Source organism: Stenotrophomonas sp., assembly GCF_050737075.1.
Taxonomy (GTDB): Bacteria; Pseudomonadota; Gammaproteobacteria; order Xanthomonadales; family Xanthomonadaceae; genus Stenotrophomonas.
Genome location: NZ_JBOHXV010000114.1, coordinates 1 through 14,253 on the forward strand (window position 1 = coordinate 1; position 14,253 = coordinate 14,253).

Annotated in this window: 14 protein-coding genes and 1 pseudogene; 5 read left to right on the forward strand and 10 right to left on the reverse strand. The window is 62.4% G+C overall.

Features of this window, described 5'->3' with window-relative positions; all coding sequences use genetic code 11:
* A partial coding sequence (locus ACREPD_RS19525; protein WP_431600846.1) for an XVIPCD domain-containing protein occupies positions 1–560 on the forward strand: 560 nt, incomplete at its 5' end.
* Between the two features lie 57 nt (positions 561–617).
* Positions 618–854 (forward strand): DUF1653 domain-containing protein, encoded by a 237-nt coding sequence (locus ACREPD_RS19530; RefSeq protein WP_421567370.1) that lies wholly within the window; start codon positions 618–620, stop codon positions 852–854.
* Positions 855–935: 81 nt separating this feature from the next.
* Here ACREPD_RS19530 and ACREPD_RS19535 read toward each other — a convergent pair whose 3' ends face one another.
* On the reverse strand, positions 936–2,312 hold the full coding sequence (locus ACREPD_RS19535) for a hypothetical protein (protein WP_431600847.1): 1,377 nt from the start codon (positions 2,310–2,312) through the stop codon (positions 936–938).
* A 461-nt stretch (positions 2,313–2,773) separates the two neighbouring features.
* On the opposite strand from ACREPD_RS19535, the gene ACREPD_RS19540 reads away from it, so the two are divergent.
* The 3 genes from ACREPD_RS19540 to ACREPD_RS19550 all read left to right on the forward strand — a co-directional run bounded on the left by ACREPD_RS19540 (position 2,774) and on the right by ACREPD_RS19550 (position 5,437).
* Complete coding sequence (locus tag ACREPD_RS19540; RefSeq protein WP_431600848.1) at positions 2,774–3,244, forward strand: DUF4189 domain-containing protein; 471 nt, start codon at positions 2,774–2,776, stop codon at positions 3,242–3,244.
* Positions 3,228–4,325, forward strand: a complete 1,098-nt coding sequence (locus ACREPD_RS19545) for a DUF4189 domain-containing protein (protein ID WP_431600849.1) — start codon at positions 3,228–3,230, stop codon at positions 4,323–4,325. The genes ACREPD_RS19540 and ACREPD_RS19545 overlap by 17 nt, the downstream gene beginning before the upstream one ends.
* Positions 4,326–4,966: 641 nt before the next feature.
* Positions 4,967–5,437 carry a DUF4189 domain-containing protein gene (locus ACREPD_RS19550; protein WP_431600850.1) on the forward strand — a complete coding sequence of 157 codons (471 nt, stop codon included), beginning with the start codon at positions 4,967–4,969 and terminating at the stop codon, positions 5,435–5,437.
* Positions 5,438–5,468: 31 nt separating this feature from the next.
* On the opposite strand, the gene ACREPD_RS19555 is transcribed toward ACREPD_RS19550, so the two are convergent.
* From ACREPD_RS19555 to ACREPD_RS19595, 9 genes and pseudogenes are all read right to left on the reverse strand, one after another.
* On the reverse strand, positions 5,469–6,248 hold the full coding sequence (locus ACREPD_RS19555) for a hypothetical protein (RefSeq protein ID WP_431600851.1): 780 nt from the start codon (positions 6,246–6,248) through the stop codon (positions 5,469–5,471).
* A gap of 169 nt (positions 6,249–6,417) precedes the next feature.
* Positions 6,418–7,515, reverse strand: a complete 1,098-nt coding sequence (locus ACREPD_RS19560; protein ID WP_431600852.1) for a DUF4189 domain-containing protein — start codon at positions 7,513–7,515, stop codon at positions 6,418–6,420.
* 324 nt (positions 7,516–7,839) lie between these two features.
* Positions 7,840–8,391 (reverse strand): DUF4189 domain-containing protein, encoded by a 552-nt coding sequence (locus ACREPD_RS19565; RefSeq protein ID WP_431600853.1) that lies wholly within the window; start codon positions 8,389–8,391, stop codon positions 7,840–7,842.
* A gap of 16 nt (positions 8,392–8,407) precedes the next feature.
* Positions 8,408–9,556: a type IV secretion system protein gene (locus ACREPD_RS19570; RefSeq protein WP_431600857.1), complete on the reverse strand. Its 1,149-nt coding sequence runs from the start codon at positions 9,554–9,556 to the stop codon at positions 8,408–8,410.
* 70 nt (positions 9,557–9,626) lie between these two features.
* Complete coding sequence (locus ACREPD_RS19575; RefSeq protein WP_431600854.1) at positions 9,627–10,433, reverse strand: hypothetical protein; 807 nt, start codon at positions 10,431–10,433, stop codon at positions 9,627–9,629.
* A 16-nt stretch (positions 10,434–10,449) separates the two neighbouring features.
* Entirely contained in the window at positions 10,450–12,894 is a 2,445-nt protein-coding gene (locus ACREPD_RS19580; RefSeq protein WP_431600855.1) for a VirB4 family type IV secretion/conjugal transfer ATPase, read from the reverse strand.
* Positions 12,895–12,969: 75 nt separating this feature from the next.
* Positions 12,970–13,278, reverse strand: a complete 309-nt coding sequence (locus ACREPD_RS19585; protein WP_421567381.1) for a type IV secretion system protein VirB3 — start codon at positions 13,276–13,278, stop codon at positions 12,970–12,972.
* Positions 13,271–13,657 carry a TrbC/VirB2 family protein gene (locus ACREPD_RS19590; RefSeq protein ID WP_431600856.1) on the reverse strand — a complete coding sequence of 129 codons (387 nt, stop codon included), beginning with the start codon at positions 13,655–13,657 and terminating at the stop codon, positions 13,271–13,273. Before ACREPD_RS19590 ends, ACREPD_RS19585 begins: the two co-directional genes overlap by 8 nt.
* 72 nt (positions 13,658–13,729) lie before the next feature.
* Positions 13,730–14,253, reverse strand: a pseudogene (locus ACREPD_RS19595) (lytic transglycosylase domain-containing protein); the annotation flags it as partial.

The window sequence follows — 14,253 nt, forward strand, 5'->3', positions numbered from 1 at the left end:
TGATCGACGAGTACCGCAGCGACATCGACGGCCTGCGCACCGGCGCCACCGTCCTCTCGCGCGGCGTTCCGGGCGGCGCGATCGACGCATACGACAAGCTGCGCGGCCCACTCGAACCGGGCGAGCCTGCGCGCCGCGACACGGAGCAGCGCCGTAGCGAGCGCGACAGCGCACGCATGGACGAGCCCGACCATCCCGGCTACTCGTTGTTCAAGGATGCCCAACGCGGCGTACACGAACAGGATGCCCGCGTCGGCCGCACGCCAGACCACGCCAGTGACCAGCTAGCAGGGAGCCTGGCCACCCAGATGCACGCTGCCGGCGGAAAGCGCATCGACGCCGTACTGATGAGCAATGACGCGGCCAACACGTTCGCGGTCCAGGGCAAGGTAGACGACCCCGCACACCTGAGGGTCTCGGTAGCCACCGTGGCGGCCATGAACACGCCGCTGGAGCAGAGCAGCCGGCAACTGGAGGCCAGCGCCAGCAGCCAGCAGCTGGACCAGCAGAACCGGCAGCTTGCCGAAACGCAGACTGCCGCGCGCAGCATGAGCGCCTGACGCCTCCGGCAGTCCCCGGTGGCGTGAGATACTGCAGCACACTCAGGAACTGACCCCATGTCCAATCTGGCTCCCCTCCCCCCGCTGACGCCCGGCCGCTACCGGCACTTCAAGGGTGGCAACTACCAGGTGCTGGGCGTCGTGCGCCACAGCGAAACGCTGGAGCCGCTGGTGCTGTATCGCCCGCTGGACGCGGATCTGGGCGTCTGGGTGCGGCCGTATGACATGTTCAGCGCGCAGGTCGAGGTGGACGGAGTACTGCGTCCGCGCTTTGCACTGGTAAGCGCCGACTGACAGCGCCTCGCGCAGGCCAAAGAATGCCCCAAAGAAAAAGCGCCCCGAAGGGCGCTTTTTCGATTCCGTGCGTATCCCCCCTTACGGCGTGGCGCTCTGCCCTGCCACCGCCGTGGTGTTGACGATGTACGGGTCGCGCCCGGCATCGGCATAGCCACTGCAGGCCATATCACCCGGCGCCACCGGGTCGCAGGTCCACAGGCTGCGCGGCAGCGTGTCGCGCGTTTCAAAGCGCTCGCCGTTCCACACCAGGAACCCCAGATGCAGGCGGCCCCACTCGCCATAGGTGCGCGGCTCGGCCTTGCCTTCGGCGCTCACGTCCGCATACCAGCGCAGCGCCGGGCCAAACTGCAGCTTGCCCGCGTCCAGCTGCACGCTTGCCGCTTCCACGCCGTAGCGCTTGCGGTCGGCATCCGAGACCAGCGGCTGGGCCGGCATGACCTGTTCGGTGATGTCCTGCGGAATGGCACCCGCGGTGACCTGGTACACGCGCTGCTGCACCAGTGCCTCGCGGCAGCTGCCGGTGGACAGGCGCATCGTCTCGCCGCCGATGTTTTCCGGATGGCGACCGTCAACGCAGGTAAACGGACCAGAGACCAGGTACACCGTGGTGGCCGGATCTGCCCCCTCGAACGAACGCACCCACATCCCGTTCTGCACCGCCAGGAAGTCCGGGCGCTGGCCGTAACCCGGCACCGCCTTGAACCACGCCTTCTGGCTGACCTGGCGCTCGCGCGCGGCGCGCGGCAGCAGCAACTGCTGCTCCGGAATGGCCTTCAATACGTTGGCCAGGTGCGCGGGCATGGTGCCCTGGCAGGCACCGATCAGCAGGTTGTCCTGCGTCGCCAGGCGCGCGGCCAGATCGTTCGGGCAGCGGGCGCCCAGCTGGCGCTCGATGGCGTTGTTCTCGTTGGCAAGTACCGGCACCACCAGCGGGCGAGGCACCGGCGGCGCGTCGGGTGCCGGTGCGGTCACCGGCTCAGACGGCGCGGCCGGCGCCGCGACGACAACCGGCGCCACCGCGCTGGACGCCGCTGCAGGCACGCTGGCCGCATCCGACGGAGCGGCAGCTACAGCCTCACCCGGTGCGTCTGCGGCGGTGACGGGCGCGGCTGCGGCTGCGGCGACGGGAGCTTCGACGGCGGCGGGCTCAACGGCGGGCTGCGGCACTTCGGCAGATTCGGTCACCGCCTCCATCACCGCGTCTTCGGGCATGTCGGGTGCGACCTCAACCGGCGCCGGATCCTGCGCGGGAGCAGCCGACTCGGCAACGACCGCAGGCGCAACGGCCGTGTCTGACGCGGGTGCGGCCACCTGCTCAACGGTCGCAGCGGCAGGCTCGTCGGCATCCGTCACGGATTGCGCGGACGCGCTGCCCAGCGCAAACGGCAGCAGCAACAGCAGCGACGTGTAACGACGGGCACGCACGTGCCGGGAGTAAAGCGAACCTTTTCGCATATTTCATCCTTGAATCTGGAGTGGAATTTGGTGGACCGCAGCGATGCCATCGGCCACGAAGAAACGTTCGCCTGAACCGACAACCGTATGCTCGAAACCGTGCCGTTCTCTGGTTGCGCGCAAAACCCCTTTGCGTGCATCCCCATCCATCGCCGCATTGCTGACCGCGACACCCTACACCAGTCGTGAAATCCGCGTCGCGACCAGGCCGAGAATATTTGAATTAGATCACAACTTTGAACACGCTTTGGGTTCAAACCAGTCAATTCCGTCGTTTGCCGCACCGCAGCGCGTGACCACGTTCTGTCACAAAAGGCTCAAGCAGGCTTTGAAGCCACTGCCACAAGCGGCACGTTTCTCTGTAGGGGATTTCCTATACGAGTTCCGATCGCTTGCCGTTATCGTGGGCTGCACCACCGCGCCACCCGCACAGGACGTGGCCAGGCAACCTGGATGACGCCATGAAAAAGACACCCCTTCGCCCTAGCCGCGTTCGCTGGACGCTGCTGGCAGCTCTCGTCATCGGCGGCGCTGCCACCGCCCAAGGCACCCCGGCCGGCTTGCCGCCGCCAGGCACCATGAGTGCCCAGATGCCCAAGGACGTGGACATGTACTTCAGCATGGTCGTCAGCGATGCCGCGCAGCAGGTCAGCCAGAACATGGGTGTGAGCGCTGCCGAGGCGCGCATCCGCACACTGCAGGAATGCCGCGAGAAACAGAAGGACTGCGTCGAGCTGGTCACCTTTCCCATCCGCAACCACTGCATGGGCATTGCGGTAGACAAGAAGCCCAGACCGAACGTCCGCGCACTCTTCGTCAACGTGGCCGAAGTCAGCAAGACCAAGCCCGGCGAACTGGCGCGTACGTCGCTTGCCCAGTGCAAGTCCGGTGGTGGCACCCAATGCGAGTCGCAAAGTGACTACTGCTTCTAAGCGCCCCTTCATCCTCTTGGCAGCCCTGCTGATTGCGGCTTCGCCGGCATTGGCCCAGAGCGGCGCGCAGGCAGAGATGCAGCGTCACGCGCAGGCCGTCAACAACTACGAAGGCTGGAGGCGCAACCAGGCCTCCGGCGCCTACGTCGACCAGGCCGAGGCTGCAGCCGCCGCCCAGATCGCCGCCAACTTTCGTGCTGCGGAGAAGGAAAAGATCCGCAAGGATGCCGTCCGCGATTGGTGGGGCGTAGTCGTGGTCAGTACCGACGATGGCGCCTGGAACGTGGAGCTCAACGGCCACGATCAGGCCGACGCCACGCTGGCCGCGATGAAGAAATGCAAGGGTGTCTGTTCACCAGTGCTTTCGTTCGCCAATTCCTGTCTGGCGCCGGCTTACAGCACCCAGGGCGGCCTGTACTGGAGCCCCGGCGAGACCCGCGAGCTGGCAAGTGCGGCCGCCACGCAGGCTTGCAGTGCCGCCGGCGGTACGGGCTGCCAGAGTCCGCCGAAGGAAGCGATCTGCTCGGGCTGGAAGTACGCCTACCGGGCCGTCGACCGGTTCCTGCACCGTGCCGACCTGACCGCGCGCGGCGACGTCGCACCGGCGAAACTGATCGAGTTCCCGGGCGCGAAGGAGTACATCGCCAAACCACCGGCACGACGTGGCACCTCCACCGCCAAGAAGGCCATCAACGCCGACGCGCCCACCGACCCCATGCGGCCCTACGCAGCAGTGTTCGCCGAGCAGCGCGCTGAGGGCATGACGCGCATGGCGCAGCCTTGGACCGCCATTGCCGCCGGCAGCGGCCCCAAGGCCTACGCCATCCACTGGGGCCTCAATCAGCAGGACGCGAGCGACACGGCACTAAGCAAGTGCGGTGGCGGCGACTGCAAGGTGCTGGTGGCCGTGCCGCACGGCGAATGCGCCGTGGCCATTCGGGTGAATCTTCCCAATGACCGCGTGGCCAGTTTCGGTGGCCGCGGCGCTACCCTGGACGCCGCGGAGGAAGCGGCCCTGACCGATTGCATCGGCTCGGGCGCCAAGGCCTGCCCGATTGTCTTCAATGAGTGCATGAAGTAACCGGGGCGGCGTTGCTGCCGGGCGTGGCTCAGCCGGAGCGGATCGAAGATGGCGCGTGCGTCATCAATCTGGGCCTTCACTTCCTCCAAGAGTTTCGCCTCCTTGGCGAACACCATAGCGTCTGAGAAGAACTTTTGAATATCACCCACGATGGAAGTGATATCGATCACAGGCGCGCCCGCACTGACGCTCTGCGTTGCTGTCATCGATGCAATCGCGAGCACGCATGACAGTGCTCCATCCCGGTTCCGCAAGCAATGCCATCGGCCATGGGATGACGTTCGCCCAACCCGGCAACCGCACGCCCGAAACCGTGGAGACCCCTGATTTCACTCAAAGCGTCCCTTTGAGCGCGCTACCAAACATCGCCGCATTGCCAACGGCGACACCCTGCACCAGGCGCGAAATCCGCGTTGCGACAAAGCCTAGAACATTTGAATTAGATCACAACTTTAAACGCTCATCTTGCTCAACCCACCTTAAGAGCGGGTGCTCCTGCCGCACTGCGGCGCCTGCCACCGTATTATCACCGACGCCGTGGCTAGGAAATCTCCTATACGCATGCAAGCTACTTGACGCTATCGTATGCGAGGAACACTGACCGTCTGGTCACCGCGAGACCAATCAGCTTGGGGAACATCATGAAAAATACACCGCTTCGCGCTACCTGGGTCCGCTGGATGCTTCTGGTCACCTTGGCCGTAAGCAACGTTGCCAGCGCTCAGAGCAACACGGGCGGCCTTCCGCCACCAGGCACCATGAGTGCTCAGATGCCCGAAGGGATGGAGTTGTTCTTTAGCATGTCGATCAGCGATGCAGACCAGCAGGTAAGCCAGAACATGGGTGCGAGCGCCGCCGAGGCCCGCCTACGATCGCTTCAAGCGTGCAAAGCCAAGTACAAAGGCTGCGTGGAGCTGGTCACGTTCCCCATCCGCAACCATTGCATGGCTATCGCAGCTGACACGCAGGCCAAGCCGAATGCCCGCTCCCTGTTCGTGAACGTGGCCGAGACCAGCACGGCCAAGCCCGGTGAGCTGGCTCAGAAGTCGCTTGAGCAGTGCAAGGCCGGTGGTGGCGCCACATGCGCCTCGCAGAGCGACTATTGCTTCTAAGCGACCGAAGCGGCCAGGCGTGTTGTGCTGGTCACCGTCCAAGCGCCCACTTGAGCCCAAGCGTCTGAACAACGTCGCCCGCCACCTCTGCGTTCGGGTCGCCCCTCAGCGCCGCACGGGCGACAATATTCTGCCGGGACTGCATGGTTGATATGTAGGCATCGTAGCCCTGCATCCGGGTCGACCATTGCTGCGCCATGACATTGAGCTGACCGGTCAACCGGGCGGTGTCGCTGTCTGCGCCCTGCACCCCACCCGACGTATTTCCACTCTGCTGCCTCGCCTCGAACACCTTCAACATGGCGGTTTCAGCCTGCTCGATCGTGGATTCAAGAAACAGCACCGTTTCGTTGTACTTGCGGTTCTGCATCATCTGAATGTTCACGCAGATCTGCCGCTGCTGCTCTTCCCATACTTCTCTTCTTCCAAATCGCAGTGCCGGCAGTACCGCCTCCATCTCCAGCCCAGCCGCTTGCTTGCCGCATGCCTCCGAAACCAAGTGATCTGCATTCACTGTCCGAAGCACTGTACCTTCCGGCAAGCCCATCGAGAAGCGGATCGGATCAAGAATGGCACGCGCATCATCGATCTGTGCCTTGACCTCCTTCCAACGGCTTGCCTCTTTTGCGTACTGGGTAGTAGCGTCCATCCACGAGCGAAGTTCACCCAGGATGGATGCGATGTCGACCACTTGCATACCGGCATACGCGCTTTGCGTGCTCATCGCGACTGTGACAGCAAGCGCGCACACAAACTGGCGCAACCGCCTTGGACCGTGCTGAAATCTCCCCGTGCTACTGAAGCGCTGCATGGCAATCTCCCGTATTGGCCGACGGCCACAATGCAGTACCAGCGGCCTCCAGGGAATTCGATTCTTTCTCTTGATTTCACGGATTTGGTTTACGCCCACTAACGCGGAAGCGCGATCACGGCCGGCGTCCGGTGCACACCCGATCAAGATATGTCGTGAGTAACCCCGTCTACTTCAGGCACTCGCTGAGCACGATCGGGCAGGCCCTTTCGTTTGAACCGATGCAGTCGGACAAAGCCACTTCCTCGGCCTCTGCCGAGGTGCTGCCGAGCCCAGCGAAGCTTGCAAAGCGTCCGCCCGGCTGCGGCGCCCTGATGACGACAAAACATTGGCCATGCGATGCTGTCACCAGAATGCTGCAATCCGCCCCACAATTGCTAAGAGCGTTCTCTTTGGCGTCCTGCTCCGAAGGTGCCGTTCTGGCATCGAAGGCGTTACTGCGGGCACTGGTGGCGATGGCGATCCACTGCTTGGCCAAGCGTGTCATGCCTTCTGCCTGCGGGCTCAGCTCCTCATCGGTCCAGTCGCGGGTCGAGCCGTCCTCGTTCTTCAGCTTGACGGTCGCCATGGCAGTGGCGGCGCCGCGCCGTCCCAGCGGCTTGGCGACATACTCCTTGGCCCCGGGAAACTCGACAAGCTTTGGCGGCGCCACGTCACCCTTTGCCTCCAACAACAGCCGATGCGAGAACCGCTCACGGCCGCTATAGGCATACTTCCATCCTGAGCAGAAGGCTTCTTTTGGCGGGCTTTCACACCCAGTGCCGCCCTTCGCAGTGCAGACCGCAACCGCACCAGCGGCTGCTTTCTCGCGGGATTCGCCCGGGCTCCAGTACATACCGCCTTCACTGCTATATGCCGGCGCCATGCAGGAGTTGGCGAACGACAGCACCGGCGTGCAGGTGCCTTTGCACCGGGTCATGGCATCGACCGTGGCGTCGTTCGTCGTCTTGGCGTTGAGCGAGGCATTCCAGACACCATCCTGCGTGCTGACTACAATCACGCCCCACCAGTCACGCGTGGTGTCCTGGCGGATCTTCTCTTTGTTGGCAGCCCGGGCAGCCGCCGCGATCGCGGTTGCCGCCGCATCCTCCATCTGCGAAAGATAGCTGGCGTTGCCTGGACTCTGCTGCCAAGCACCTGCTCCGGGGATGGGGGCGCAGCCCTGCACACCTTGCCCGCCTACAGGGTATTGCCCTGGAGGACACGCACCTTCAGCTCGGACACCGCTGGAGAGGATGAGTAGAAAGATCGCTAATACAATTTTCATCGACACCTCACTAAAGAACACCTATCTCCAAAAGACTGGAACTATCGCGCCACTAGAAAGCCTCACACCCGTACATTCTAAACACCGAATAAAGAATGGTGCATTCTTGACCGGAGTCGAAGCCTTCGCAGTGCTTCATCGAACGCTTTTTCGCAATTTCGATATTCGCCGTCGCGCTTTTGACTGCCTGGCCTACGTAGCCCTGCAGACTCTTTGGCCGGAATTCATATGGCGGAGCGCACCGAAATCCTGCGACGCGCCGCAAATGAAAAAGAGGAGGCTCATTGCTGAACCTCCTCCTCGATAGTTCCCGCTGGCGTTTAATCAGAAAGCTCTAAATTCAGACATGCTGCAGGCCGAGTACACAATGCTGCAGTCTTGACCCTTCCCAGCCGCTTGGCAGAGCTTCAGCGCATTGGATTTCGCCAACTCCAGAGTCTCGGCAGCTGCATGAATTGACTCAGAATCAGCTCCGCCAAGACGCTGACGACTTTCGGTTGTGGGATCTGCGATAGCTACACACTGATTGTAATAGGCGACCCTCAGCTTGCATTTACGGCCACCAGCTTGCTCGCAGCTTTTCACGGCTGCTGCAGTAGCTTCCCGCTTCGACTTATATGAAACCGCGGTTCCGGTTGAAAGGCTCGATGTATCTTCGGCGACCGCCCCCCACCTGGTCTCCCACTTGCCTGTCGGCCTGGGCGAGGATGTAGCCGCCCCCCCGGACGCGCCCGGAATCGGAGCGCAACCCTGCACGCCTTGCCCACCTATTGGGTACTGTCCGGGAGGGCATGCACCCTCAGCACAGACACCGTACGAGAGGATGAGCAGAAAGATCGCTAATACAATTCTCATCGGTACCTCACTAAAGAACATCTATCACCAAAAATTTTCATCGCGTCGGGGCGTTGCCCAACTCTCCCGTTCTGGGCGTATTCCCCGTTTCGGGAGGGCCAAAGTTTCGCGGCGTCGTGTCTTGGTAAGTCGCCATTGAACTGCGCCCGTCAGATGAATCCGAGTTGCGCGTCTGCTGCGGCGTTGAGCCCGGCGGCTGGCCCTGCGGTCCGGCCGCAGCCGAGCCACCTATCTGCGAATATGCCATGAAGCCACCCAGCGTGCCTTGGAAGAACATAGCCGCCATTGGGGGCGCAGTCAGGATCAGGGTAGTGAGGATCAACCCCATACCGCCCTGCTGCATCGCCTGGCTCGTGAACCCGTCCGACCCTGCGCCGTCCAACAACCATTCGTTGACCGCCGCTCGCGCCCAGAACGAAATAGAGACGCGGATGACCATGTCCAAGGCAATGGACACCATGGCAGCAAGCACCGCCATCGAGAACATGGTGCCAATTCCATAGAACAGCCAGCGCTTGAACATATCCTTGGTCTGATCAAACAGCAGGCAGAGAATGAACAGCGGCCCCAAGCCAATGAACAGCGCCATGGCGATCTTGTAGAGCAGCAGCATCGCACCCGCCACCACAGCCGGGCCGCCGGTACCCATACCGATGAAGAACTGCGCCTGGGTTTTCTCGTCGCTCAAACTCGGGTCATCGATGACCTTGATGGCGTCCACACTCGAAAGCGCAACCTGCATCCAGCCCAGCGCCTGGTCGATCTGCTTCTCCGGCGGATCGTCCTTGCCGGTGACCACCGTGGTGATTACGCCCTTGACGTCGTTGGTCAGGAAGTCCTGGATGCTGGTACCAAACATGGCCATGCTGGTGGCGACGCTTACAATCAGCGCGGCCCGGGCCATATTGGTGACGAGTGCCATCATCGAATCGCGGCTCTGACCAGTAACGATGCGGTACCCCTGGATGAGCACCCATAGGGTCATCAGCACCAGGGCGATGCCCCCCACCCACACCATCATGTTGTTCAGCAGTTCAAGCCCGAACTGGTTGATGCGCTTGTCGAGGTAATCGAGAATCAGGCGGAAGAACACGAAGTCGCCGATCGACTGGATACGCGTCGCGTACCCAAGCAGGTCCTGCAGGCCTCCTGAAAAGTCAAAATTTGCGATCGTATCGAGCTTCATATCCATAGTCCTTTGGTGTTGCCAGCTACCCATGCGCGCACTGCTTTCTGCACCGCGGCGTCTTCATGCATCAATCGATGCTGAGTGCGGCCTTTAACGCGATGGTCTGCACCAGATCGGCAGCAAGCTTGTTCTGCTTGCCCTTTAGCGCGGTCTTGGCCAGCAGATTCTGCCGACGCTCCATGGTCGCGATGTATGCATCGTATGACTGCATGCGGGTCCCCCACTGCTGGGCCAACATGTTCAGCTCGTTGTTCAGTCGCGTGGCGTCGCTAGTGGTCGCCGACACGCCACCGACGGAGTTCTTGCTGTTGTTACGAGCAAGTAGAACTTCAATCGCGGCGTCCTGGGCCTGCTTGATGGTCTTGTCGAGGAACTCGACAGAGTCATTGAACTTGCGATTCTGCATCATCTGGATGTTCACGCAGATCTGCTGCTGCTGCTTCTTGATGTCGCTGTTCAGGTCGATGCCCAGCACCGACATTGCCGTCGTCATATTGAAGCCCATGGCATCCCCACCGCAGGTTTCCTGGACCAGATACTTGGGGTCCACCTTCTCAAGCTTCTCGCCTGCAGGCAGGCCGATGGCAAAGTTCAAGGCGTTGAAGATGTCGCGGATACTGTCAATCTGCTGCTTCCACTCATTCCACCGCACCGCTTCCTTGGCGTACTCGGTAGTATCGGAGATCCAAGAGCGGACCTCACCCAAGATAGAGGTGATGTCGATGACGGGCATGCCCGCGTAGGCGTTCTGCGTGCCCAGCAGCATCGCGATGCTCAGTACGACCGCACGCATGCGCGTGCGCTTGGCCGGACGAGTCGTGGTCGTGTTGTTGGTCGAGATGTTCATTGCACCCTCCAATGTCTTCTTGCTCATGGTCCGTATCCTTACGTCAGGCCGCGTCCGAGCTGGCCGCTGCCGGCTTGCCCGATCCTTTGCGATTCTTGTAGAACTCTTCCAGCCACTGCTCCGGGGTCAGCTCGCTGACCGGTGTGCGCGCCCGGGCCGATGCGGTCTGCAGCACCCGGTGCATGATGTCGATGTTGTCGGTCGAGGCCGAGATCACCGACAGAATGTCGTCCATGCCGCGCAGGTTGAGCTGGCACACGCTGGAGGCGTGGCCCTGCTTGACCAGGAAGCAGCGCGAGCGCTCGTCCAGCGCGGTGACCACGCGGAACTCGGCCTCGGTCAGCTTCAGGCCATCCATGTAATCGGACTTGCTGGCATTCGGGTTCGGCAGCAGGATCAGCGTGGCGGTCTGCTCGATCAGCGCGGCGGAGATGTCGCTCTTCAGCGCGTCTTCCGGGCTCTGCGTGGCGAAGATGCCCAGGCCGTTCTGCTTACGGATGGTCTTCTGCTTGTTCTTGGCGAACTCCTTTAGGCCACCCTCGCCGTCCAGGATCTTCCAGAATTCGTCCATCACGTAGATCAGCGGGCGACCGTCGATCAGCGACTCCAACTTGTGCAACAGGTAGTTGATCACCGGCACGCGCACTTCGGGGTTGTCGATGATGTCGGTGTAGTCGAACCCGATGATGTTGGCCTTGCTCAGGTCGATGGTATCGACCGGGTTGTCGAACACCCAGCCCAGCGAGTTGCCCGACGTCCATCGGCGCATGCGCGCATACAGGCCGTCGTCGCCCATGTTGGGCAGGCTCTTCTGGAAGTTGGTCATGCTGCGAAGGTGCATCGGGGTGTCGAGCATGCTCTCCACGCCGCGGTAGATGTCTTCTTCCTCGCGGGCGCTGTATTCCTTCTTGCCGGCCAGCACCTTGATCAGGTCGGCCAGGAACTGCACGTTGGCTTCGTTGTTCTCGCACTGGAACGGATTGAAGCCGGTGGCCGAGCCGTTCTCCAGCGCCAGGTAGTTGCCGCCGCAGGCGCGCACGAAGATCTCCGCGCCGCGATCCTTGTCGAAGAAGAAGATCGTCGGCGACGGCTCGTACTTCTGCACCTGGCTGAGCAGGAAGTTGATCAGCGCGGTCTTACCCGTACCGGACTTACCAATCACCATGGTGTTGGCGATCGCCTTTTCACCCAGCGAATTCTCCGACGGGTGGGTGGCGTGGAAGTTGAAGTAGTACGGCTGGCCGTTGGTGGTCTGCAGGGTGGTAACGCAGTCGCCCCACGGGTTGTTGTGCTGCTTGCCGGTGGCGAAGTTGTGCAGCGGCGACAGTCCCAGGAAGTTCAGCGAGCTCAGGTTGGCCAGGCGCGTACGGTAGCGCCAGTTGCCCGGCAGCTGTGCGTAGAACGCGGAGGTGACCGCCAGGTCTTCCTTCACCGAGACGAAGCCGGCGTTCGACAGTTCCGCACGGGTGCTGGCCACGTTCTGCGAGAGCTTGGCCTGGCTGTCGCCGTATACCGCCAGGGTGTAGTGGTACTCGCCCAGCACGAAGTTGCCGGACGAGAGCTGGTCCATGGCCTGGTCCAGCTCGATGATCTGGCTCACGGCCTTGTCGCCGGAGGAGATCATCATGCCCTTGGTGCGGTCGAGCACCTTCAGCGCGTCCTGGCGGCCCATGGGGCTGAAGGAATGAGTGACCACGCACTCGAAGTCGAGGTACTTCAGGCCGTTGAGGATGCCGGGGTACGTGCCCTCGGCAAACTCCTTGATATTGAGGATCGCGCCGAAATGGTTGACGCCATTGGGCGTAGCGATCACGAAATCGCCGGTCTTGGCCGAGAACATGTGCTTGCTGACCGGCAGGAAGTCCTTGATCGGCGCCGACAGCACCGGCACCGGCTCGTCGATGCGGTTGATCAGGTAGCCGAAGAACTCCAGCGTCTCGGAGAAGACGATACCGTTCTTGGCTTCGTACATGCCCAGGCGGTACGGGGCGTAGTCGCGGATCACCGCTTCCACGTTGCCGGCCAGTTCCATCAGCTTCTCGATGGCCTGGGCCTGTTCGGCCTGCAGCTTGCCGACATCGGCCGACTTCTCCACGAACCGCTTGCCGGTCACGACCGGGCGGTAAAGCATGGTGAGGTACAGCTCGTTCTGCATGATGCGCTGCGAGGACAGCATGCCCATGTACTGGTCGGACACGTCCTGGTTGAACTTCTGCTTGAAGCTGCTCTTGCCCTTCAGGGTGCGGCGGCGACGGATGTCATGGGCCCAGAAAGCCACGTTGACGAAGTCGGGCGCGCGCAGCGTCTGCAGCAGGCGGTTGAAGGTGTTGTGCTTGTGCTCAAGCTCCCACTCCTCGCGGCCCACGAACGGCAGACCCTCCAGATGCCAGGTCAACAGATAGTCGCCGCCGGTCGTCTTGACCACGTTGGTGGACACGTGCGACGACAGCGGGATGAATTCGGCAATGGAGGTGTCTGGGCTGAACATGCTGCGGATTCCGATGAGGGGTCTTCGGTAAGTCGGAATGGCCCGGGCAGAGGCTGCCAGGGCCATTCCGGCACCTCAATCCTTGGGTGCCGGTTTGGTGCGGTAGTGATTCGGGCTGAACACCCACATGCCGTCATGATCCTTCACGTTGCGGACCCTCAACTTGAACTGCAGTCGAAGACCCATCAACCGGAAGATCATTTCGTCGCGCTTGGCCATGTGTCGCATCACGAACACGGCCACTGGAATGGAAGCCAGGTACCAGAAGTTCGTGTAGACACTCAGCAGGAACAGGCCACCCACGACGAAGAAGAACGGCACGTAGGGAACGCCCATGAACATTGCCGGGCGCGTACAGCCACGAAAAACGACGTTCTTATGCACTGTAGTGCTGCAGGACGTTGGTCACCATCGTGGTGCACGAGCTGTTGTCCGAGCTGTCGCCCAGCAGCATGCTGGCGATCTGGCCGGCCGCACCGATCAGCAGGCCACCGATCAGGATCGGCGCCACGTCGGCAATGCGCTTGTGCGCGAAGGCGATCTGGTAGCCGGCGAAGATGACCGCGATGGTGACCACGGCGATGGAGGCGATGCTCAGCAGGCCATTGATGCTGTTGAAGAAGCCGCACACCTTGGTGTCGGTACCACCAAACTCCTGGGCAAAGGCCTGCGGGACGAACATGGCGCCGACGAAAGCGGTGGCCATCAGCACGGTCTTCAGCGTGCGCTGGGCGTTGACGAGATCGAGGTTGAATCGCTTCATGGGTGGATATCCTTGTTGATGGGCTTGCATTACTGAGTGGCCAATCGGGGGCTTGGCCGTGCCGCGCCCGCGTCAGAAGACGAAGGCTGCATCCCCTGCGGGAACCGGTGGTGCCACCGGCACGGGGGCCGGCGGGGTGTATTGCGCGGTTGACGACGCCGTGGGCACGGGCGCATTGCGCTCGCTCCACGGCCTGAGCATGACGGGGCCTTCGGCCGTGCCACCCTGCGGCGGCGCAGCGATCGGGGCCTGCATCCGCACCTGCGGCGGCGGCGCGGGAGCGGCCTGCGGCATGGCGCGATCCACGGCGCCCAGCACGACCCGCGACAGCGCGGCGTCGGCCAGGTTGACCAGGCTGCCGCGCGCCATGGCGGAGGTGGACGGATAGACGACATAGGCACGTGCCGGGTCGTCCGGCAGCGCCTGGACCTGCGCCTGCGCGGCGGCCACGCTCTGGGCGACCACACGACCCTGAGCGGGCGACTCGAACTGCGGGTGATGTTCGATCTTCACTTCGCGGCGGGTGCTGCGCGGCAGTACGTTGATCGGCGCGACGCCGTCGGCCGCCGCCACGCGCTGGCTGCGCTGGATGGAGT